Origin of the sequence: Microbacterium sp. LMC-P-041, from assembly GCF_030209555.1 — a bacterium.
Lineage (GTDB): Bacteria > Actinomycetota > Actinomycetes > Actinomycetales > Microbacteriaceae > Microbacterium.
In genome coordinates, this window is sequence record NZ_JARVRV010000006.1 from 221,362 (window position 1) to 241,729 (window position 20,368).

24 protein-coding genes are annotated in these 20,368 nt (G+C 68.9%); 18 read left to right on the plus strand and 6 right to left on the minus strand.

The genetic code is table 11. The features are described from left to right. The first annotated feature begins 60 nt into the window (after positions 1–60). From QRN21_RS13855 to QRN21_RS13870, 4 genes are all read left to right on the plus strand, one after another. Complete coding sequence (locus tag QRN21_RS13855) at positions 61–321, plus strand: DUF6458 family protein (protein ID WP_053097641.1); 261 nt, start codon at positions 61–63, stop codon at positions 319–321. Between the two features lie 7 nt (positions 322–328). Then, positions 329–1,003, plus strand: a complete 675-nt coding sequence (locus QRN21_RS13860) for a phosphatase PAP2 family protein (RefSeq protein ID WP_187250245.1) — start codon at positions 329–331, stop codon at positions 1,001–1,003. Further along, entirely contained in the window at positions 1,000–1,812 is an 813-nt protein-coding gene (locus QRN21_RS13865; protein WP_053097639.1) for a DUF1206 domain-containing protein, read from the plus strand. The genes QRN21_RS13860 and QRN21_RS13865 overlap by 4 nt, the downstream gene beginning before the upstream one ends. A gap of 95 nt (positions 1,813–1,907) precedes the next feature. Beyond that, positions 1,908–2,264, plus strand: coding sequence for a hypothetical protein (locus QRN21_RS13870; protein ID WP_053097638.1), 357 nt, complete (start codon positions 1,908–1,910; stop codon positions 2,262–2,264). Positions 2,265–2,330: 66 nt separating this feature from the next. Here the strand turns inward: QRN21_RS13870 and QRN21_RS13875 are convergent, their stop codons facing one another. Further along, positions 2,331–3,356 carry a zinc-dependent alcohol dehydrogenase family protein gene (locus QRN21_RS13875; protein ID WP_056280243.1) on the minus strand — a complete coding sequence of 342 codons (1,026 nt, stop codon included), beginning with the start codon at positions 3,354–3,356 and terminating at the stop codon, positions 2,331–2,333. Positions 3,357–3,397: 41 nt separating this feature from the next. Beyond that, entirely contained in the window at positions 3,398–4,642 is a 1,245-nt protein-coding gene (locus QRN21_RS13880; RefSeq protein WP_285364614.1) for a multidrug effflux MFS transporter, read from the minus strand. 102 nt (positions 4,643–4,744) lie between these two features. Between QRN21_RS13880 and QRN21_RS13885 the strand changes: the two genes are divergently transcribed. The 11 genes from QRN21_RS13885 (at position 4,745) to QRN21_RS13935 (ending at position 13,942) form a co-directional block, all read left to right on the plus strand. Further along, entirely contained in the window at positions 4,745–5,635 is an 891-nt protein-coding gene (locus tag QRN21_RS13885; protein ID WP_285364616.1) for a helix-turn-helix transcriptional regulator, read from the plus strand. 107 nt (positions 5,636–5,742) lie between these two features. Further along, positions 5,743–7,464 carry an MDR family MFS transporter gene (locus tag QRN21_RS13890; RefSeq protein ID WP_285364617.1) on the plus strand — a complete coding sequence of 574 codons (1,722 nt, stop codon included), beginning with the start codon at positions 5,743–5,745 and terminating at the stop codon, positions 7,462–7,464. Between the two features lies 1 nt (position 7,465). Beyond that, positions 7,466–7,921, plus strand: coding sequence for a MarR family winged helix-turn-helix transcriptional regulator (locus QRN21_RS13895; protein WP_053097635.1), 456 nt, complete (start codon positions 7,466–7,468; stop codon positions 7,919–7,921). 124 nt (positions 7,922–8,045) lie between these two features. Then, positions 8,046–8,780, plus strand: a complete 735-nt coding sequence (locus QRN21_RS13900) for an ABC transporter permease (RefSeq protein ID WP_056279551.1) — start codon at positions 8,046–8,048, stop codon at positions 8,778–8,780. Beyond that, positions 8,777–9,547: an ABC transporter permease gene (locus QRN21_RS13905; RefSeq protein ID WP_072591759.1), complete on the plus strand. Its 771-nt coding sequence runs from the start codon at positions 8,777–8,779 to the stop codon at positions 9,545–9,547. Before QRN21_RS13900 ends, QRN21_RS13905 begins: the two co-directional genes overlap by 4 nt. Beyond that, positions 9,544–10,491: an ABC transporter substrate-binding protein gene (locus QRN21_RS13910; RefSeq protein WP_053097631.1), complete on the plus strand. Its 948-nt coding sequence runs from the start codon at positions 9,544–9,546 to the stop codon at positions 10,489–10,491. Before QRN21_RS13905 ends, QRN21_RS13910 begins: the two co-directional genes overlap by 4 nt. 84 nt (positions 10,492–10,575) lie before the next feature. Beyond that, complete coding sequence (locus QRN21_RS13915; RefSeq protein ID WP_053097630.1) at positions 10,576–11,049, plus strand: MarR family winged helix-turn-helix transcriptional regulator; 474 nt, start codon at positions 10,576–10,578, stop codon at positions 11,047–11,049. A 92-nt stretch (positions 11,050–11,141) separates the two neighbouring features. After that, a complete protein-coding gene (locus tag QRN21_RS13920; RefSeq protein WP_053097629.1) occupies positions 11,142–11,717 on the plus strand; it encodes an NADPH-dependent FMN reductase in 576 nt (191 codons plus the stop codon). A 33-nt stretch (positions 11,718–11,750) separates the two neighbouring features. Then, entirely contained in the window at positions 11,751–12,386 is a 636-nt protein-coding gene (locus QRN21_RS13925; RefSeq protein ID WP_056279558.1) for a DUF1684 domain-containing protein, read from the plus strand. Between the two features lie 62 nt (positions 12,387–12,448). Next, positions 12,449–13,537 (plus strand): alkene reductase, encoded by a 1,089-nt coding sequence (locus QRN21_RS13930; RefSeq protein WP_082297876.1) that lies wholly within the window; start codon positions 12,449–12,451, stop codon positions 13,535–13,537. Between the two features lie 60 nt (positions 13,538–13,597). Then, a complete protein-coding gene (locus QRN21_RS13935) occupies positions 13,598–13,942 on the plus strand; it encodes a cupin domain-containing protein (RefSeq protein ID WP_053097626.1) in 345 nt (114 codons plus the stop codon). Between the two features lie 19 nt (positions 13,943–13,961). On the opposite strand, the gene QRN21_RS13940 is transcribed toward QRN21_RS13935, so the two are convergent. Together QRN21_RS13940 and QRN21_RS13945 are read right to left on the minus strand one after the other, a co-directional pair. Beyond that, positions 13,962–15,365: a threonine/serine exporter family protein gene (locus QRN21_RS13940; RefSeq protein WP_053097625.1), complete on the minus strand. Its 1,404-nt coding sequence runs from the start codon at positions 15,363–15,365 to the stop codon at positions 13,962–13,964. Between the two features lie 66 nt (positions 15,366–15,431). Further along, positions 15,432–15,776, minus strand: a complete 345-nt coding sequence (locus QRN21_RS13945; RefSeq protein WP_056279560.1) for a DUF7882 family protein — start codon at positions 15,774–15,776, stop codon at positions 15,432–15,434. 192 nt (positions 15,777–15,968) lie between these two features. Between QRN21_RS13945 and QRN21_RS13950 the strand changes: the two genes are divergently transcribed. Next, positions 15,969–17,153 carry an alcohol dehydrogenase catalytic domain-containing protein gene (locus tag QRN21_RS13950; protein ID WP_285364625.1) on the plus strand — a complete coding sequence of 395 codons (1,185 nt, stop codon included), beginning with the start codon at positions 15,969–15,971 and terminating at the stop codon, positions 17,151–17,153. Positions 17,154–17,156: 3 nt separating this feature from the next. On the opposite strand, the gene QRN21_RS13955 is transcribed toward QRN21_RS13950, so the two are convergent. Continuing rightward, positions 17,157–17,981, minus strand: coding sequence for a CPBP family intramembrane glutamic endopeptidase (locus QRN21_RS13955; RefSeq protein WP_285364627.1), 825 nt, complete (start codon positions 17,979–17,981; stop codon positions 17,157–17,159). 62 nt (positions 17,982–18,043) lie between these two features. Further along, a complete protein-coding gene (locus QRN21_RS13960) occupies positions 18,044–18,481 on the minus strand; it encodes an SRPBCC family protein (protein WP_072591755.1) in 438 nt (145 codons plus the stop codon). Positions 18,482–18,656: 175 nt separating this feature from the next. Here QRN21_RS13960 and QRN21_RS13965 point away from each other — a divergent pair, with 175 nt between their 5' ends. Together QRN21_RS13965 and QRN21_RS13970 are read left to right on the plus strand one after the other, a co-directional pair. Continuing rightward, on the plus strand, positions 18,657–20,015 hold the full coding sequence (locus QRN21_RS13965; protein WP_285364630.1) for a cytochrome P450: 1,359 nt from the start codon (positions 18,657–18,659) through the stop codon (positions 20,013–20,015). 89 nt (positions 20,016–20,104) lie between these two features. Further along, positions 20,105–20,266 (plus strand): hypothetical protein, encoded by a 162-nt coding sequence (locus QRN21_RS13970; protein ID WP_285364633.1) that lies wholly within the window; start codon positions 20,105–20,107, stop codon positions 20,264–20,266. The last annotated feature ends 102 nt before the right edge of the window (positions 20,267–20,368 follow it).

The following is a 20,368-nucleotide window of genomic DNA, read 5'->3' on the forward strand; positions in this document are numbered from 1 at the left end:
TGTTGACCATATTCTGGTCGTCGCGAGACCGCGGACGCGGTCTCGGAGAGGAATGGACATATGGGCATCGGCAGCGGCATCGCGCTCTTCGTCATCGGAGCGATCCTGGTCTTCGCACTCAACATCGACACCGGCGGCTACGTCGATCTCGATCTGATCGGCTACATCCTCATGGGCGCAGGAGTCGTCGTCTTCCTGATCAGCCTCATCCTCACGATGCGCAGCCGTCGCACCGAGACCGTCGACCGCACCGCCGTCGACCCGGCGACCGGCGACCGCGTGACCCGTCGCAGCATGCGCGACAACGAGCCCCTCGCCTGATGTCGGCGTGACCGAGGTGCAGCGCGGCACCGGCGCGATCGTCGTCGGTGTCGCGGCGACCCTCGCCTTCGTCGTGCTGCGGGCGGTGGTCGCCCTCGGCGGTCACGAGCCGCTCGCGATCGACGTCTGGTGGCACGACCTCATGGTCGCGCTGACCAGCGACATCTGGGTCGTCGTCGCCTGGGTCCCGGCGGTGGTCGGCGGCACCATCGGCATGATCGTCGTCGGAGCGCTGCTGATCGCTGCGCTCATCTGGCGCGGTCGGCGGTGGGATGCCGCGACGCTGGCGATCGCGATGGTCGCCGTCGTGGCGATCGGCGCGACCATGGCGGCAGTGATCGGGCGCACGCGACCGGCGGACTCGCTCGCCGAGAGCGTCGCGACGTCCTTTCCATCCGGGCACACGGCTGTCGCCACGACCGTCGTGGTCGTCCTCGCACTGGTGCTCCGTCGTCGATGGGTCTGGGTCGTGGGCGTCGTGTGGGTGCTCCTCATGATGTGGAGCCGCACCTACCTGCATGCCCACTGGCTGAGCGACGTCGTCGCGGGAATGCTCGAGGGCGTCGCCGTCGCGACATTCGTCTGGGCGTGCATGGAGGCGATCCGTGCGCGGCGCCTCGCGTCTGCGACACCCACTCCCGACACCTCCGAAGAACCGATCGAAAGCACCGTGAATCCATGAACACTCGCGACTCGGCCGCCTCCACCGCGAGAGCCGCCCAGGACTCGACCGCCTTCCGCGTCCTCGCGCGCGTCGGCTACGTCGTGCTCGGCATCCTGCACATCCTCATCGGGGGCATCGCGATCTCGATCGCGACCGGCGGCGGCGGCGAGAACGCCGATCAGGGCGGTGCCATGCAGCAGATCCAGGAGTCTCCCGCCGGCGTGTTCCTGCTGTGGCTGATCGTGCTCGGCCTGCTCGCTCTCGCGATCTGGCAGATCGCCGAGGCGGTCGTCGAGCGCGATCCCGACGCGAAGAAGAAGTGGGCGCACCGGGCGAAGTTCCTCGGCACGGCTGTCGCCTATCTCGCGATCGGCGCGACGGCTCTGGTCTATGCGCTCGGGGGCCAGTCGCAGTCGTCCGAATCCTCCCAGTCGTTCAGCGCGAAGCTGCTCGCGGTGCCGGCCGGCGTCGTGCTCCTCGTGCTCGTCGGGCTCGGAGTGGCGGCCGTCGGCGTCGCCTTCGTCGTCCGGGGCATCACTCGCGCGTTCATGGAGCATCTGTCCGTGCCGTCCGGAAAAGCGCGATCCGGCATCGCCGCCTTCGGAACGGCCGGCTATGTCGCCAAGGGCATCGCGGTCGGGGTCGCGGGTGTGCTGTTCGTCATCGCGGCGCTCACGCATGACCCCGAGACCGCCGGCGGCCTGGACTCGGCGCTGCGCGCTCTGGCCGGACTCCCGTTCGGCGCCGTCATCCTGTGGGTGGTCGGTGCCGGCCTCGCTCTGTACGGCCTGTTCTGCTTCGCCCGCGCCCGCTACGCCCGGATGTGAGCTGATCCCGCCCGTCGGGCTTCGCCCGCATATCGAACCGTGATCCGCCGCGCAACCCTGCACCGCGGATCGGCCGAGTCGGCCAGGATGGATCCATGAAGATCGTCTCGTACGCAGGCCAGCAGCTGGTGACCACGGATGACGTGGCGGACTCTCTCGTGACTCTCGCCGCAGCCGTCGCCAAAGAGGGGGAGGCCGACGCCGTCGAGATCCCCATCCTCGTCGGCGGGCGCGAGGACTGCGCCGACCTCGTGATCGGCGTGGGCAACGACCTGCTGGTCGGGCCGCACGAGTTCGATGACGACGAGCCCGACTTCAGCGAGCACGCGGCGAAGCTGCAGGCGCACCGCCTCTATCCCGATTCTCCGGACTCGGGAGAGCACGGCGGCCACAGCGACTGGTACGTCGATGTGGACCTCGACCTCGACGGCTCGGCCGCGGCGGCACGCTGACCGCGAGGTTCCTTCGCCGACGGCGGAGGGCACGAGAAAGGCGCCCGCCGTCGTCGGGGGTTCTGATCAGTCGGTGGTGAGCAGCACCTTGGTGGCGCGGCGCTCGTCCATGGCCCTGTAGCCCTCGGCCGCCTGCTCGATCGGCAGCGTCAGATCGAAGACGGCCCCCGGATCGATCTGATCGGTCATGATGAGGTCGATCAGCTGGGGCAGGAAGCGGCGCACCGGCGCCGGCCCGCCCAGAAGGCTGACGGTCGAGAAGAACAGGTCCAGGCCGTCGAGCTCGACGCCGTGGCTCACGCCGACGTACCCCACGTGTCCACCCGGACGCGTGGCGTGGATCGCCTGCATCATCGACTCCTGGGTGCCGACCGCCTCGACGGTGGAGTGGGCGCCGTACCCTCCGGTGAGCTCCTTGATCTTCGCGACGCCTGCGTCGCCGCGCTCCTCGACGATGTCGGTGGCCCCGAACTTCGTCGCCAGAGCCTGACGGTCGGCGTGGCGGGACATCGCGATGACCCGCTCGGCTCCGAGCTGCCTGGCCGCGAGGATCGCGAGCAGGCCGACGGCTCCGTCGCCGACCACGGCGACGGTCTTGCCCGGCCCCGCCTCGGCGGCCACGGCGGCGAACCATCCGGTGCCCAGGACGTCGGATGCCGCGAGCAGGCTGCGCGTCTGCGCGGGGGTCGGATCGCCCTCGACGGCGACGAGAGTGCCGTCGGCGAGAGGGATGCGGGCGTAGTCGGACTGGGTGCCGACGCCGCCCATCATGACCTGGTGGATGCAGCGCGACTGGAATCCCGCCTGGCAGATCTCGCACGTGTTGTCGGACGCGACGAACGATCCCACGACGAAGTCGCCGACCGCGATGTCACGGACCTCGTCGCCGACCTCCTCGACGACGCCGATGTACTCGTGACCCATCGGTGTGGGGTGGTCCACCGGCTCGATGCCGCGGTAGGGCCAGAGGTCCGAGCCGCAGATGCAGGCGGCGGTGACGCGGATGACCGCATCCGTCGGCTCGACGACGGAAGCGCGGGGGACCTCCTCGACGCGGACGTCTCCGGGGGCGTGCATGACGACGGCGCGCATGGTGCGGGTGCTGACGGTGTCCGTGCTCATGATGTTCTCCTTCAGTGGGTGAGGGCGGCGGATGAGGTCGTGTGCGGCGAGTGCCGTGGCGTGCGCCCGCGTGCGGTGCCGATCAGCACCAGGGTGACGGCCGCGAGCACGGTCGCGGAGACGGTGACCACGCCGAGCGGCAGGATGCTCAGGGCACCGGCGACGCCGACGAGCGGGGCGGCGATACCCCCGAAGCCGAACCGCACCATCCCGAGAAGCGACGAGGCGGTGCCGGCGATCTGCGGGTATCCGACCAGAGCGAGGGTGGTGGCCGGGGGAGACGAGATGGAGACGCCCGCGGCGAGGGCGAACAGCGACGCGAGCACGACCCACAGCGGCATCGTCGTGAGTCCGGCGGCGAGCAGGCCGAGAGCACCGGCGGTCGCGACCACGACACCGGCGGCGAGGACGGCGTGCACGTGCCCTCGTTCGGAGAATCGGCCGGCCAGGTGGCCGAAGACCATGAATCCCGCGGAGTTCGCGCCGAACGCGAGGGCGTAACCGAGGGGCGACAGGCCGTAGATGTCCTGCAGCACGAACGTCGCGCCGGACAGGTAGGCGAAGAGCGCGGCGTACATCAGCCCCTGATTCAGGACGGCGCCGACGAAGACGCGGTCTCGCAGGAGCGTCCGATAGTCGCTCAGGGTGCGGGTCAGACCGCCGGTCGTCCGTGCCTCGATCGGCAGGGTCTCCCCGAACCGCGCGAGCGCGATGATCAGGATGGCGGCGCCGAGGACGGCGAGGAAGACGAAGAGCCCCCGCCAGTCGATGATCGTGTTGAGGAGGCCCCCGAGCAGCGGGCCGACGATCGCCGCGAAGCCGCCGACGACCGTGAGCCGCGCGTAGAAGCGGATCAGCGTCCCGCCGGAGAAGACGTCACGCCCGGCCGCCTGTGCGATCACGATGCCGACGCCGCCGGCGAGTCCCTGCACGAATCGGGCGGCGATCAGCAGCTCGACCGTCGGACTGATCGCGCACAGCATCGACGTGACGATGTACGCCACGATGCCGATGAGCAGGACGCCGCGGCGGCCGTATCGATCCGACACCGGCCCGGCGATGAGCTGACCGGCCGCCAGACCGATGAGGCAGGCGGTCACGGTGAGCTGCGCGACCGACGTGGCGGCGCCCAGCGCTGCCGTGAGAGCCGGAAGAGCGGGCAGGTAGAGGTCCATCGAGATCGGCCCGAAGACGGTCAGCAGAAGCAGCAGGGCGGGGAGCACCCGGTCGACGGAGGGGCGGGCTGCGGATGTCATGCTGTCCACTCTGCGCCTGTCGGGTGCTCCGAGGGAGTCCCTGTCGAGGGGTGTACTGCGAGAACCTCCCTCCGAAGCACGGTCGGGGGTAGCGTCCTGAGCATGGACAACAGATCCGAGGTCCGCGAGTTCCTGATGACCCGCCGCGCGCGCGTCGCGCCCGAGTCGGTCGGCATCCCGGCCGGAGGGAACCGACGTGTCGCCGGCCTGCGGCGCAGTGAGGCCGCAGCGCTCGCCGGAGTCAGCGTCGAGTACTACGCGAAGCTCGAGCGCGGCGCGATCGCCGGCGCGTCCGCCGCGGTGCTCGACGCGCTCGCGTCAGCCCTTCGACTCGACGACGCCGAGCGCGCGCATCTGCTCGATCTCGCCCGCGCCGCCGACGGCATCCCGTCGAGCGGCCGCTCGCGTCGCCGGTCGGCGAAGCCCGGGGCTGCACGAACCAGCCTGCAGTGGGCGCTGTCGTCGATCACCGATGCGATCGCGTTCGTCCGCGACCCCCACCAGAACCTGGTCGCCACGAACGATCTCGCCCGAGCCTTCTATTCGCCGGTGATCGGCGACGGCGGCCGCACCCCGAATCTCGCGCGCTTCCAGTTCCTCGACCCGGCAGCGCACGACTTCTATCCCGACTGGGATCTCTTCGCCGAGATGTGCGTCGCGATCATGCGAGCCGAAGCCGGGCGGGATCCGCACGACAAGGGTCTGCAGGATCTCGTCGGCGAGCTGTCGACGCGCAGCGAGACGTTCCGCCGGCTGTGGGCGGCGCACGATGTGCGCATCCACGGCGCCGGCACGAAGCGATTCCGGCATCCGCTCGTCGGCGAGCTGACCCTGGCGTACGAGGAGCTCGCGATCACCGCCGAGCCGGGCAACGTGCTGCTGATCTACTCGGCCGAGCCGGGCTCGCCCTCGGCCGAGCGTCTCGCGCTGCTCGCGTCGTGGTCCCTGGACCAGCGCGTCGTCGAGCCGACCAAGGACGAGAGCCGCGGCTAGCGTCCCACTCCATCGACAGATGGTTGCCTCCGGTCTACAGTTGCACTTTCGCAACCAATAGGCGTATAGTTGACTCTTATCAACTTTCTACACAGGAGCTCTCCACTGTGACACACATCTCACCCACCTCCTCAGGCGACGCGGTGCGCTCGCCTCGCGAGGTCTTCACCGCGATCTCGGGCCTCGTCGTCGGCATGTTCGTCGCCGTGCTCTCGGGCACCGTGGTGTCGACCTCCATGCCGGTCATCATCGCCGACCTCGGCGGCACCCAGTCGCAGTACACCTGGGTCATCACCGCCAGCCTCCTCGCGACCGCCGTCTCGACCCCCATCTGGGGCAAGCTCGCCGACCTCGTCGATCGCAAGATCCTCGTCCAGCTGTCGCTGATCATCTTCACGGTCGGCACCGTGATCGCCGGCTTCTCGACCGACACCAACATGCTCATCGCGGTCCGCGTGATCCAGGGCATCGGCGTCGGCGGACTGATGTCGCTCGTGATGATCGCGGTCGCCCTCATCATCTCGCCGCGCGAGCGCGGCAAGTACATGGGCGTGGTCGGTGGAATCATGGCCCTCGGCACCATCGGCGGCCCGCTGCTCGGCGGACTCCTCACCGACGTCTGGGGCTGGCGCTCCAACTTCTTCGTCGGCGTGCCCTTCGCCATCCTCGCCCTCGTGCTGCTGCAGTTCACCCTGCACCTGCCCAAGCCCCAGCGCGACCGCAAGGTGTCGATCGACTACTTCGGCATCGTGCTGCTCGCGGTCGGCGTCTCGACCCTGCTCATCTGGGTCTCGATGGGCGGCAGCCAGTTCGACTGGGACTCCTCGACCAGCATCATGCTCGCCGTCACCGCGGGTGTCGCGATCGCCGCGTTCATCACCGTCGAGTTCTTCGTCAAGGAACCGATCGTGCCGATGTCGCTGTTCCGCAACCGCACCTTCACGCTGTCGGTCATCGCGTCGATCGCGATCGGCGTCTCGATGTTCGCGACCTCGGTGTTCCTCGCCCAGTACTTCCAGCTCGCCCGCGGTGCCACACCGACCGAGTCCGGCCTCATGACGATCCCGATGATCGTCGGACAGATGGGTGCGTCGATCATCATCGGCCAGCTCGTCAGCCGCTTCGGCAAGTGGAAGGGATGGATGCTCACGGGCTCCGTGCTGACCACGATCGGCGTCAGCCTGATGGCGACCCTGCGCTACGACACCCCGTTCCCGCTGGTCGCGACCTACATGTTCGTGCTCGGCGCAGGTCTCGGCATGGTCATGCAGAACCTCACGCTCATCGTGCAGAACGACACCGCGCCGCAGCAGCTGGGCGCCGCCTCGTCGAACGTCAACTTCTTCCGCACGATCGCCGGCACCATCGGCGTGACGGTCATGGGTGCCTCGCTCTCGACCAGCGTCGGCAACTACATCTCCGACGCGCTCGAGGGATTCACTCCCACGACGCCCGATGAGATCGACGCGCTGAAGCACCTCGCCTCTGGCGATGTGCCCAAGGTCACGCAGCTGCCCGACACGATCCGCACGATCGTCGAGGGAGCCTACGGCCACGGCATCGCGGATGCGTTCATCATCGCCATTCCGCTCGCAGTGATCGCCATCATCGCGATCGCGTTCATCAGGAACAAGCCGCTGTCGACGAAGAACGCCGCCGAGCAGCTGCGCGAGCAGGCCGAGGAGTCCGTTCTCGAGGTCTCCGAGGCCGAGGTCGGCGCCACCATGTCGACCGGAGCCATCCGCATCTCGGGCACCGAGTCCGCCTCACCCTCGACCGGCTCGGTGACGACCGTGCTCGAGCGCGACGAGCGGGAGTCGGGGCGCTGACATGGTCACCTCCGAAGCGGCGGCGCCCGCCGACGTCGACACCGCCCTCGGCGACCTCCAGACGCATCTGAACCTCATCTTCGCGAGGACTCGGACGCTCTGGAGGGAGTCGGCGGCGCGCATCGACCCCGAGCTGCAGGTGGGCGGCTACAAGCTGCTGACCTTCATCGATCGGGCGGGCTCCGCCAGCGCTCACGAGCTCGCCGAGCGCTTCGAGATGGACAAGTCCGTCATCAGTCGCCAGGTGCGGATGCTGGAGGAGCTGGGCCTGATCGAGTCGAGGCCGGACGAGCGTGACGGCCGGCTGCGGGTCCTGACGGCGACGCCGTCGGCCTGCTCCGCCCTCACCGAGCTGCGCAGCGACCACGCCTCGCGCCTGCGCACGGTCGTGGCCGAGCTCACGCAGGACGAGATCCACGCGGCATCCAAGGTGTTCCGTCTGCTCTCAGAGGTCTGACCGAGAGCCCGGGCCGATCACGCGACGTGTCGGCCCGGGTTGTCGAGAGCGATATTCTGTGGTTCAGTCGAATGTCTTGACTTCGCGATTCGGCGTCCCAAGACCGTAAAGAACGGTACTTCGGATGAACTGGATCGCCTCCAACCTCGGATTGATCGTCGATCTGACAATCAATCACGTGCGTCTGGCGATCATCCCGATCATCCTCGGCTTCCTGATCGCGGTGCCGCTGGGCTGGGTGGCCAGCCGCAATCGCGTCGCCCGGACGTTCATCATCACGACGGGCAGCCTGCTCTACACGATCCCGTCCCTGCCGCTCTTCGTCATCCTGCCGGTCATCCTCGGCACCCGGATCCTCGATGACACGAACCTGGTCGTGGCGCTGACGATCTACGCGGTCGCGATCATGCTGCGCTCGGCGACCGACGCCTTCGGATCGGTCGATCGGTCGATCATCGAGTCGGCGAAGGCCATCGGCTTCTCGCGCAGCGGCCGGTTCTGGCGCGTCGAGTTCCCTCTCGCCGGGCCCGTGCTGATCGCCGGCCTCCGCGTGGTCTCCGTGTCGACCATCGCCCTCGTCTCGGTGGGCGTGATCATCGGCTCGGAGAATCTCGGCTACCTCTTCCAGAACGGCAAGCAGCGCGGCATCCTCGAGGAGGTCGTCGTCGGGATCGTCATGAGCCTGCTCATCGCTCTCGTCTTCGACCTGATCCTCGTGGCGATCGGGCGGGTCCTCATGCCCTGGAGCCGCGCCGCCGGCGTGCGCGGCAAGAGCGGCGCACCGACCGACCCCGACCCCGCGACCGACAGTGTCAGCACCCGTCGAGTGCTCGCGCCCCCGGGGGCCGGTGTCCGATGAACTTCTTCCTCGACGCCATCGCCTGGATCCTCGACCCCGCCAACTGGGTGCCGGGCTCGCAGAGCCCGCTGCCCATCGGCGACCGACTCGTCGAGCACCTCATCTACTCGGGCGTCTCGCTCGTCATCGCGATGCTGATCGCTCTGCCGCTCGGCTTCTACATCGGGCACACCGGGCACGGTCGCCAGTTCGTGATCGGCTTCACCGGTGCGATGCGCGCTCTCCCGACGCTCGGGCTCCTGTTCTTCCTCACGATGGTGCTGCGCTCCGGTCTCAGCACCACTCCGGCCGTGCTCGTCGGCTCCGTCGTCGCTTTCGTGCTGCTGGCGATCCCGTCGCTGCTCGCCGGTGCCTACGCCGGCCTCGAGAGCGTCAGCCGCGAGTCGATCGATGCGGCGCGCGCGATCGGGATGACCGAGATGCAGATCCTCCGCAAGGTCGAGATCCCACTCGGGCTGCCGGTGATCATCGGCGGGATCCGCTCGGCCACGCTGCAGGTCATCGCGACCGTGACGATCGCGTCGTACGTCGGACTCGGCGGCCTCGGGCGGATCATCTCGTCGGGCATCGGTCTCAACGACTACACCGTGATCCTCGGCGGGGCGCTCCTGGTGACCGTTCTCGCGCTGAGCGTCGACGGCGTCTTCGCGCTCCTCCAGCGCCTCACCCGTACTCGGGGGCAGACGAGCCGTCCCCTCCGCAGTGTGCAGCGAAACAGGTCGGAGGCCGCTGTGGCGCCGATCGTCGACGAAAGGACCCCCGCATGACCTCTCGAGCCCGTAAGACCTGGCTGACGGCCTGCCTGCTCGCCGTCAGCACCACCGTCGCGCTCGCCGGCTGCGCGACCGCCGACCCGACGTCCTCGGGCGGTGACGCCGCCGAGGGCGACGCGATCGTCGTGGGCTCCTTCGCCTTCCCCGAGAGCGAGATCCTCGGCGAGATCTACGCGCAGGCGCTCGAGGCCGAGGGCTTCGACGTCTCGACCAAGTTCAACATCGGTCCGCGCCAGCAGACGATCCCCGCACTGCAGGACGGGTCCATCAACCTCATCCCGGAGTACAACGGCAACCTGCTGGCCTACTACGACACGGCGTACGAGGAGCGGACGACCGAGGACGTCGATGCGGCGCTGCCGGATGCGGTGGGCGCGGACGACCTGCAGGTGCTCGACTCGGCCGAGGCCGAGGACAAGGACGCCTACGTGGTGACGAAGAAGACCGCCGAGGACAACGACCTGACGGCCATCGGCGACCTGAAGGCTCTCGAGCCGTTCTCCCTGGCGTCGAACCCGCAGTTCGGCGAACTCGGCTACGGGATCCCGGGGCTGCGCGACGTCTACGGCGTGGGCGTCGAAGCGGGACAGGTCACGTTCGTCCCGTACGAGGACTTCGGCGGTCCCGACACGGTGCAGGCGCTCGTCGACGGCACGGTGCAGGTGGCCGACATCTACACGACGTCGCCGGCGATCAAGTCCGAGGACCTCGTCGTCCTCGAGGACCCGGAGAACATGATCTCGGCGCAGAACGTCATCCCGCTGCTCTCGAAGGACATCTACACCGACAAGCTCGCCGAGGTGCTCAATGCGATCTCCGCGAAGCTCACCACCGACGACCTGATCGATCTGCGCGAACGGGTCGAGGGCGACGAGAAGGCGTCGGCTGCGACCGCGGCGGAAGAATGGCTCACCACCGCAGGTCTGCTCGACAAGTGATCGTGCGGACGGATCACGAGTCGGTGATCTGATCGAAGCCCCGCCGGCACAGTGCCGGCGGGGCTTCATCGTAAGCTGGCGAGCATGAGTGCCTCGTCCGACGAAGTCGCCCCGAAAGACGGCGCCGCAACCCCTGACCTCGATCAGGCGATCTCGAGGGTCGAGCACGAGCTGGGCAGGCTCTTCGCCCGCATCCGGGTGAGCTGGCGCGAAGCCGCGACCACCGTGCATCCCGACCTGCAACCTCTCGGATACCAGGTGCTCACGTCGATCGCCACCGGCAAGGCGACCTCGGCCGGCGCCATCATCGAGCGCCTGCAGACCGACAAGTCGGCCGTCAGCCGGCACGTGCGCCAACTCGAGCAGCTCGGTCTCGTCGAGAGCGTCCCCGACCCGGACGATCGCCGCGCGCGGGTGCTCGTCGCCACGGAGCTGGCGCAGGAGCGGGTGGCCCTCGCCCGCGCTCGGTACGAAGAGCGCCTCGGCGAGAGGCTGCGCCGCTGGACGGCCGAGGATCTCGACCACTTCGCGGAGCTGCTCGCCGCCTTCGGCGACTGAGCCGAAGGCGGCGGACCGTTCGCCACGGGGGCTGGACGCAGACGCGAGCCCGGACGAGACTGATCTCACGACTACGGGAATGAGGAACAGTCATGGCATACAGGGTCGGATACTTCGTCGGAAGCCTCTCGTCCACCTCGATCAACCGCATCCTCGCGACGGCGCTGATCAGGCTGGCGCCGGATGATCTCGAGTTCTTCGAGATCCCGATCCGAGACCTCCCTCTCTACAGCCAGGACTATGACGCCGACTACCCCGCGGTGGCCGTCGATCTGAAGGAGTCCATCGCCTCGGCTGATGCGGTGCTCTTCGTGACACCCGAGTACAACCGCTCGATCCCCGGCGGCCTCAAGAACGCGATCGACTGGGCGTCGCGGCCGTGGGGGCAGAACTCCTTCGACCACATCCCCGCCGCGGTGATCGGCGCCTCGGTGGGCGCGATCGGCACGGCGGTCGCCCAGCAGAGCCTGCGCGGGGTGCTGAGCTTCTGCAACGCCCGCCAGATGACGGCACCCGAGGCCTATATCCAGTTCTCGCCCGACACCTTCGCCGATGACGGGACGGTCCACAACGAAGGCACCGCGACCTTCCTCCGCGACTACCTGGTCGAGTTCCGAGACCACATCGAACGCGTGCTCACGGTGCTGCCGCGCGACACCGACGTGTGAACCCGGGGGCGCGAGCCGCGTAGCCTGAACCACATGACGCTCACGAAAGCCCGCACCGCCGCAGAGGTCGTCGACTGGCGACGCCGTGTCTTCGCCCTCTACGACGCCGTGCGTCGGGCGGACTCCGCCGAAGACGCGCACGAGCTCTGGCGCATCGAGCGCGACGACCTGCTGCTGCACCATGCGGCGACCCCGCTGATGGCCGACGATCGACCGCTGTTCGAAGGGCTCCCGATCGCGTCGTACGATCCGCAGTGGCGCTTCGAGCTGCCGATCCTCGAGGCCGAGCCCGGGGGCTTCGAGTTCGCGACCGGCACCGACGGCGTGGTTCCCTTCGAGCGCATCGGCAGGGTCGAGGTCCCCGACACCGGGTCGCTCGACGTGTGGCGCCTGACGACCTACGGCGGCGGGATCTTCATCCCCGTGCGCGACGCTCTCGCCGGTCGTCCGGGAGGAACCTACGGAGGCGGCCGCTATCTGATCGACACGATCAAGGGCGCCGACCTCGGGTCGGACGCCGAGCGCGGCACGATCGTGCTCGACTTCAACTTCGCCTACAACCCCTCATGCGCCTACGACCCGGCGTGGGCCTGCCCGCTCGCCCAGCCGGGCAATGTGCTCGAGGTCGCGGTGCCCGTGGGGGAGATGTACGGCCGCGTCGCCGACTGAGCATCCGGTCTGCATATCTCCGCAGGGGAATACTCGGCACCCCAGGGCGCTTGTCCCTGAGCGTGACCCTCTTCGAATCGGCCGTCTTCGGCGCCCTCCCGCTGTCCAACCGCGTCGTCATGGCGCCGCTCACCCGCACCCGTGCGGACGACGACGGTGTGCCCACCGAGACGATGGTGGAGTACTACCGCCAGCGCGCGGGCCAGGGTCTCATCATCTCCGAGGGCACGTGGCCGGCTGCCGAGGGCAAGTCGTATTCCGGGCAGCCCGGCATCGTCACTCCCGCGCAGATCGACGGATGGCGGCGGATCGCCGACGCCGTGCACGAGGCCGGCGGCACGATCGTCATGCAGCTGATGCACGGCGGCCGCGTCTCGCACCCCGAGATCTCCGGTGAGCCGCGTGTCGTGGGCCCGAGCGCGCTCGCCGCCCCCGGCCAGACGCACACCCCGGTCGGCAAGGTCGACATGCCGGTCGCTCACGCTCTCACGCTCGACGAGATCCCGATGGTCGTCGAGCAGTTCGTGCAGGCCGCACGCAACGCGATCGCCGCGGGCTTCGACGGCGTCGAGGTGCACGGCGCGAACGGCTACCTCGTGCAGGAGTTCCTCTCGCCGGTGTCGAACATCCGTGACGATCAGTACGGCGGATCGCCCGAGAACCGCGCGCGGTTCGCGATCGAGGTCACGTCGGCGGTGGCTGAGGCGGTCGGGGCCGACCGCACCGGCATCCGTCTGTCGCCGCAGCACAACATCCAGGGCGTCCTCGAGGAGGACGACGCCGACGCACTCGCCACCTACCTCGCCGTCGCCGAGGGCCTCGCACCGCTCGGCCTCGCATTCATCGACGTGCTCAGTGCCGTGCCGACTAGCGAGCTCGTGCAGCGCATCCGCCGCACGGCGGGTGCCCCGCTGATCGTCAACTCCGGATTCGCCGCGCAGACCACCCGCGACGAGGCCGAGATGCTCGTCTCGGAGGGATGGGCCGACGCCGTGGCAGCAGGTCGTCCGGTGATCGCGAACCCCGACCTCGTCGAGCGCTGGCGTCAGGACGCCGAGCTCAACGAGCCGCGCCCTGCGCTGTTCTACGGACGCACGGCCGAGGGATACACGGACTACCCGTCGCTCGAGACCGTGCGCGCCGACGCCTGACGCGCGCGGCTGCGCGAAGTACCCCTGTCGGCGCGGAATATCGGGGCGTACTGTGACCGCATGGTCACCGACGATCCCACTGTCACCAACCCCGATCACTACCGCACGCTCTGGGAGAACGATCTCGTGCGCGTGCTCGAGTACACGGATGAGCCGGGCGACCGCACGACTCCTCACGATCATCCGAACAGCGTGATGGTGACCCTCAGCGATTTCTCGCGCCGTCTGTCAGCGGGGGAGCGCACCTTCGACACGTCGTTGACCGCGGGTCAGGCCGTCTGGCTGCCGGCCCAACGCCACTGGGGAGAGAACACGGGCGCGACGTCGACGCACACCATCCTCGTCGAGTTGAAGGGCGACGCCGCGGGGGAGCCCGGCGGCGGCGCGCTCGGACCCCAGGTCTGAGTCGCTCGCGTCGTTCGGCTCAGCGCCGGACGACGCGCGCCCGGTTCTTCGCGACGCTGCTGAGGGTGGCCCGCACGGGCGTTCCCAGATACAGGCCGAGCGATGCGCCCGAAGCCAGTGCGATTCCGATCACCGCGGCATCGACCAGAGAGCCGCCGATGCCGACGACCCCGGATGCCGACCCTGCCGCGTGGATCATCTCGAGCAGGCCCTGGAACACCGCGACACCGGGCACGAGCGGCACGATCGCGGCCGTGGTGACCGCGACCGACGGGACGTGCAGCTTCACCGCGATCAGCATCCCGATGAAGCTCGCGAGCAGGGCGCCGATCGCGCTCGCCGCAGCCGGATGCAGGTTCAGACCGACCATCGTCGAATAGCCGGCGATGGTGACGGCGCTGAGCAGCGCGCTGACGAGGATGATCCGAAGACCCGCGCCGTTGAAGACGGCGACGGCGATCGCGATGATGATCGCCCCCGCGAACTGGTTCAGGAGCGGACCGAACGGGGCCGGGTCATCGGGCAGACCCATCGTGAAGCCGAGCACGCTGCCGAGTTCGAGGCCGACGAGGATGCCGATCACGACTCCGAGCGTCTGCATCGTCAGATCGAGGATGCGTCCGCCTGCGGTGAGCGCGAATCCGTCGATCGCATCCTGAGCGGCCCCCACCACGGTGAGTCCGGCGAGCATGAGCACGATTCCCGACGCGACGATGATCGATGGTCGGATGCCGACGAAGGGCTCGATACCGGCGGCCCCGAGGGCCGAGACGGCGACCGCGACGACCGTGGTGACGAACCCTCCGGCGATCTGACTGAAGAACAGCGGAACGCGCACGCGCGCGAGGCCGGCCTGGGTCAACGCCGCGCAGAGCGCCGCGATGAACGTGAGCCCGACGATGAGCGGCGAGGCCCCGAGCATGATGCTCACTCCGACGGCGAGCAGCGCTCGTGCCACGATGACCACCGGCTGCTGGTAGCCGAAGGGCACGCGCCGCAGGGCGCGGAACGTCGAGCGGGCCGATTCGAGATCCAGTCCGTCGTCGATGTCGGCGACCAGGGCCTGCACTCTCTGCAGCTTGGCGTGGTCGGGGGCGGCGACGCGCACGACCCGCACGAGCGTCTCGGGCCAGACCTCGCCGCTCAGGTGGAACGAGACCGTGATCGAGTTGTAGGTGACATCGACCTGCACGTCCCGCATGCCGTACGCGGCGCAGATGCGGGTGATGGCGAGCGTGACCTCGTGCGCCGAGGCGCCGACCCCGAACATCGATTCGCCGATGCGGGTCGCGAGGTCGAGCACACGCGGCACGGTGCGTTCGTCGATGATCGGCATCGCCTCGGTGTGGGCGACGGATGAGGGGTCGGTGTGCAGGATCCTGCGCACGGAGGCGAGCAGTCGCCGCTGGGGATTCGGGGACACGATCCCATTCTTCCTCCTCGCGACCGGTGCATCCGACGCCGCGAGGACTGGGGAGGAGAAGATCCGTCAGGCCTGCGCCGGAACCTCGACGCGCTCGACCGGCGGCGCCGTGCCTTCGGCCGGCTCGCTCACCAGGCGCAGACCGCCGGGGGCGTTCGCCGTGAACGCCAGCGCTTCGATCCACGCGCGGTTGATCTGCGGCTGACGGCTCCCGCTGTACTTGAAGACGAGGGAGCTGCCGGCGTGCACCCAGACAGTCGTCCGACCGCCGCCGACAGTCATGTCCTCGCGCCAGGAGAACGAGAAGGGCTCGCCTCTCCTGAGCTTCGCCGTCATCACGAGCTGCAGGTGCGTGAGCGCCCTGTCCTCGATGTCCGATTTGACGGTGCCCTCGTAGATGAACTTGCCCATGATGATCTCCCCAGTACGCCACAGTGCCCGCGAGACGAGGCGTATCGAATGATCACCGATGGTGGGTCCAGTTTCCCATATTCCGATGTGCACCGCGACTGGCGAACGTTCAGGAACCGCCTGTCAACCCTCTGTCACTTCGCGCGCCGTCGATGGAGGGTGGCCGTTCGACACGTAACGAGGAGGATGACGATGAAGGCACTCACCTGGCAGGGAACGCGCAACGTGGCGGTCGAGGAGGTACCGGATCCGACCATCGAGCACGCGACCGATGCGATCGTCCGGATCACTTCCTCGGCGATCTGCGGTTCCGACCTGCACCTCTACGAACTGCTCGGACCGTTCCTCGACAAGGGCGACATCCTCGGCCACGAGCCGATGGGGGTCGTGGTGGAGGTGGGCAACGGTGTGCGCGACCTCGCGGTCGGCGATCGCATCGTCATCCCCTTCAACATCTCGTGCGGGCACTGCTTCTTCTGCCTGCGCGGCCTGCAGTCGCAGTGCGAGACGACGCAGGTGAAGGAGTACGGCAGCGGCGCCGCGCTGTTCGGCTACACCAAGCTCTACGGCCAGGTGCCGGGCGGGCAGGCCGAATACCTGCGCGTCCCGCTCGCCGACTACAACCACATCAAGATCGCGTCCGATCTCCCCGATGAGCGGTACCTGTACCTCAGCGACATCCTGCCGACGGCCTGGCAGGGTGTGGAGTACGCGAACGTGCCGGAGGGCGGGACGCTCGCGGTGATGGGGCTCGGCCCCGTCGGGCAGTTCGCAGCCCGCATCGGAGCGCACCGCGGATACCGGGTGCTGGCCGTGGACCCTGTCGCGGAACGCCGGGAGATGGCAGCACGCCACGGAGTCGAGGTCTTCGACCTCACGGATGACGTCGTGGCCGAGCTGCGCGACCTCACCGACGGACGCGGCGCGGATTCCGTGGTCGACGCCGTGGGCATGGAGGCGCACGGCAACGCCGGCGTCGCCCTCGTGCAGAAGGCCGTCGGACTGCTGCCGGATCCGGCCGCCCGCGCCGTGTTCGACAAGGCCGGGATCGACCGACTCGCCGCCGTGTACGCATCGATCGACGTCGTGCGCCGGGGTGGCATGGTGTCGCTCAGCGGCGTCTACGCGGGCGATGCCGACATCCTGCCGATGAAGACCCTGTTCGACAAGCAGATCGGCATCCGTATGGGCCAGTGCAACGTGAAGCGCTGGACCGACGATCTGATGCCGCTCGTCGAAGACCTCTCCGACCCCCTCGGCGTGATGGATCTGATGACCCACGATGCTCCGCTCGAGGATGCGCCGGAGCTGTATCGCACCTTCCAGCGCAAGGAGGACGGCTGCATCAAGGTCGTGCTGCGACCGTCTGCCGCGTGAGGGTCAGGCGGCGGCCCCGACACCCGGGGCCGCCGCCTGCGTCTGCTCGACGCGACCGCGGATGAAGAACAGGCAGATCACGCCGACGACGATCACCACGATGTTGCCGAGGTTCGCGATCGAGCCGAACGCGCTCTCCGCCGGGTACGCCGTGTGCAGGAAGATGCTCGGGTCGGTGCTGGCGTGCAGCAGGATCGGCGCGACGATGGTCCCGGTCACGCGCATCGCGAGGTACATGCAGATGCCGAACGCGAAGGTGTAGGCCAGCTGGATGAGGGTCGCGAACAGGGACTGGCCGGTGAGCAGATTGCCGGCGTGGAGCAGGGCGAACAGGGCCGAGGAGATCACCGCGACGACGAGCTCGCGCTGACCCGCCTTGCGCAGCAGGTTCACCACGAGGCCGCGCGTCAGCACCTCCTCGGCGAAGCCGATGAACAGTCCGGCGAGGAGCCAGGTCGCGACGACCTCGAATCCGGCCGCTCCGTAGTCGATGGCGAACAGGTGGAGCACGTTGAAGAGGAGCACGACGGCGACCGCGATCCACATCCATCCGCGTCCGCGGATCGGCTGCGGACGGAAGACCTCACCCAGCCAGCCGACGGATGCCGCGAAGCCGACGAGCAGCAGGCAGCCGACGAGAACCGGGATCGCGTAGAACACGAGGATCCCCGCCGCGCTCTGCGGATCCTCGATCTGAGCCGCGAACGGGGTCAACAGCAGCGACAGCCCGTTGTAGAGCACGAAGTAGACGACCACGAGGATGACGGCCCGCCACCAGCCGCCCTGTTCCCAGAAGCGTCGCCAGGCGGACTGCGTCACATCGGCCATCGTGCATCCCTCCGCATCCGCGGAGGTCGCGGCTCACGACCCAATATATGGGCAGGAGCGGGTCAGGACGCACGCCCCTCTGCGAGGTAGGCGAGGCGGTGCAGGGTCTCGGAATTGCGCCAGCGCAGCAGGGGAGCGGTCACCAGACCGGGCAGCAGCGTGGCGGGGCCGTTCACGGGTTCCTCGTCGATGCGCACCATCGTGCCGCCGTCATACGACCGCACCCGCAGAGTGACGCGGGCCTCGCCGATCGGCCAACCCTTCGCGCGCATGACCATGCGGTTCGGCGGCGACCATTCCTCCACCACGGTCGTGTCGTCGAGCAGAGCGGGCCAGACGCCGACCGAGTGATGCAGCTCAGCGCCCGGCTGCGGCCACGACTCATCGACGTCGCGCATGCGCGAGGCGCCCACCACCCACGCCGGGTACAGCCAACCGTTGCCCAGCACCCGGAAGACATCGTCGGGCTGACAGTCCATCGTGCGCACGTTCTTCGCCATGTCGGAACTCCTCTCGCGTCGTGACGATGATCGCGTGGCTTCCGATTCGCAGACAGGGGGTTGACGACCGCGCGTGGGGGAGTGCGGGTCGCGCGGCACGAGTGAGGCACTAGCACAGAGGCCCCGCTCGCGCCTCCCCCTGGTTCGGCGACCACGTCTCTGCGAACGTCGCAGCATGGCACTCATCGACATCCCCGCGCGTGCGGCGCGAAAGCTCGGCGCACTGGCACAGGACGACGCTCCCACCCTGCTGACCCGCGGCTACGGGTTCGGGGCACGGATCTGGCGACGGGTGCCGCCGGGTGCGAGATCGGCGCCGATGCGGCTGCTCGGCAGTGACGCGGTCTTCGTCAGGGGAGTGGAGGGGGTCGAGCTCTTCTACGACGAGACCCGCATCGCGCGCTCCGGAGCCATGCCCGCGATCGTGCAGGAGAGCCTGTTCGGGCACGGCTCCGTGCACAGCCTCGACGGCACAGCCCACCGGCACCGCAAAGCCGCCTTCGTCGGCGCCCTCTATGAGGACGAGCAGGTCGCACGACTCACGCCCTGGCTCGAGCGCGAATGGCAGAGCGAGCGCCGGGCGTGGCTCGACGGCGGCACCCGCAGCGCCTACGACGCGGCCGTCGGCGCGCTGGGCCGGGCGATCATGGGCTGGGCGGGTGTGCCGGGCACGCCGGCGGCCCAGACCCGATGGGCGGCGCGGCTCGCCCAGATCGTCGACGGCTTCGGCTCGCCGTACTCGCCGGTGTACATCGCCGCCCTGGCGAACCGGTGGTGGTCGGACCGTCATTCCGCTCGGCTCATCGAGGCGGTGCGGCACGGCTCGCTGCGCGCCGAATCGGGCACGGCGCTCGAGGTGTGGGCGCATCACCGCGACGAGGACGGCGAGCTGCTCCCGGCGCGCGTCGCCGGTGTCGAGCTGCAGAACAGCATCCGTCCGATGATCGCAGTCGCCCGGTTCGTGGCCTTCGCCGCGAAGGAGCTGCACGAGCGTCCCGACTGGCGCGAGCGCATCGCGGCCGAGGCCGTCGAGCGCGGGTCGGTCGTCGGCGGACCGCTGTCGATCATGTTCGCGCAGGAGATCCGTCGCACCTCTCCCTTCGTGCCGATGCTTCCCGGTTGGGCCACCGCGGACATCGAGATCGACGGTCAGACGGTGGATGCCGGAGGACGCGTCGTCCTCGACCTGCAGGGCACCAACACGGACGACCGCTTCTGGGCGCGCCCCCAGCGGTTCGACCCCGAGCGCTTCCGCGACATCGAGGACTACGAAGCGCTCGCCGCATTCGTTCCTCATGGTGGCGCCGACGTCCCGACGGGTCACCGCTGCCCGGGCGAGAAGCTCGCGATTGCAGGGCTGGCCGCGGCGATCACGGTGCTCAGCGACCCCGACCTGCGGATCCTCGACGAAGGGCTCGACGTCGACCGGCGTCGGCTGCCCACCAAGCCGCGGTCCGGCGGTGCGGTGCGCTCGGCGGCATCCGTATCGGCATCGTCATCGGCACCCGCGTCCCGTGGGTGCCCCTTCCACTGAGTGGGTGAGCGCGTTCTGTCAAGGGGCGCGCATCGGCTGTTCCGCCTCGGCATGCTGACCGGACTGCGCACACCGACGAAGGGAGCACTATGTCAGACATCGAATCCACCCCCGACGGCGGGCGATCCGAGGCGGACGAGACGCCGATGATCCCCGACGAGCTCGCGCCGCGTCAGCAGTCCGAGGACCCGGTCCCGAACGATCCGGACGCCGCGGGCTCGGAGGACGGCGACGACGAGGACGACCTCTGACGCCTGCCGAGAGCGGCCGGTCGCCCCGAGCGACCGGCTACGGCGCCCGCCGCACGGACTCCCCCTAGCTGGTGCGGTGGGCGTCCTGCCGTCCGGGGCCTC

Coding starts and splice junctions, on each gene's coding strand:
- QRN21_RS13855 (WP_053097641.1), top strand. CDS start 61: ATGGGCATCGGCAGCGGCATCGCGCTCTTCGTCATCGGAGCGATCCTG.
- QRN21_RS13900 (WP_056279551.1), top strand. CDS start 8,046: ATGAACTGGATCGCCTCCAACCTCGGATTGATCGTCGATCTGACAATC.
- QRN21_RS13880 (WP_285364614.1), bottom strand. CDS start 4,642: ATGACATCCGCAGCCCGCCCCTCCGTCGACCGGGTGCTCCCCGCCCTG.
- QRN21_RS13965 (WP_285364630.1), top strand. CDS start 18,657: ATGGCACTCATCGACATCCCCGCGCGTGCGGCGCGAAAGCTCGGCGCA.
- QRN21_RS13950 (WP_285364625.1), top strand. CDS start 15,969: ATGAAGGCACTCACCTGGCAGGGAACGCGCAACGTGGCGGTCGAGGAG.
- QRN21_RS13865 (WP_053097639.1), top strand. CDS start 1,000: ATGAACACTCGCGACTCGGCCGCCTCCACCGCGAGAGCCGCCCAGGAC.
- QRN21_RS13925 (WP_056279558.1), top strand. CDS start 11,751: ATGACGCTCACGAAAGCCCGCACCGCCGCAGAGGTCGTCGACTGGCGA.
- QRN21_RS13905 (WP_072591759.1), top strand. CDS start 8,777: ATGAACTTCTTCCTCGACGCCATCGCCTGGATCCTCGACCCCGCCAAC.
- QRN21_RS13935 (WP_053097626.1), top strand. CDS start 13,598: ATGGTCACCGACGATCCCACTGTCACCAACCCCGATCACTACCGCACG.
- QRN21_RS13875 (WP_056280243.1), bottom strand. CDS start 3,356: ATGCGCGCCGTCGTCATGCACGCCCCCGGAGACGTCCGCGTCGAGGAG.
- QRN21_RS13885 (WP_285364616.1), top strand. CDS start 4,745: ATGGACAACAGATCCGAGGTCCGCGAGTTCCTGATGACCCGCCGCGCG.
- QRN21_RS13870 (WP_053097638.1), top strand. CDS start 1,908: ATGAAGATCGTCTCGTACGCAGGCCAGCAGCTGGTGACCACGGATGAC.
- QRN21_RS13910 (WP_053097631.1), top strand. CDS start 9,544: ATGACCTCTCGAGCCCGTAAGACCTGGCTGACGGCCTGCCTGCTCGCC.
- QRN21_RS13920 (WP_053097629.1), top strand. CDS start 11,142: ATGGCATACAGGGTCGGATACTTCGTCGGAAGCCTCTCGTCCACCTCG.
- QRN21_RS13915 (WP_053097630.1), top strand. CDS start 10,576: ATGAGTGCCTCGTCCGACGAAGTCGCCCCGAAAGACGGCGCCGCAACC.
- QRN21_RS13960 (WP_072591755.1), bottom strand. CDS start 18,481: ATGGCGAAGAACGTGCGCACGATGGACTGTCAGCCCGACGATGTCTTC.
- QRN21_RS13955 (WP_285364627.1), bottom strand. CDS start 17,981: ATGGCCGATGTGACGCAGTCCGCCTGGCGACGCTTCTGGGAACAGGGC.
- QRN21_RS13945 (WP_056279560.1), bottom strand. CDS start 15,776: ATGGGCAAGTTCATCTACGAGGGCACCGTCAAATCGGACATCGAGGAC.
- QRN21_RS13895 (WP_053097635.1), top strand. CDS start 7,466: ATGGTCACCTCCGAAGCGGCGGCGCCCGCCGACGTCGACACCGCCCTC.
- QRN21_RS13970 (WP_285364633.1), top strand. CDS start 20,105: ATGTCAGACATCGAATCCACCCCCGACGGCGGGCGATCCGAGGCGGAC.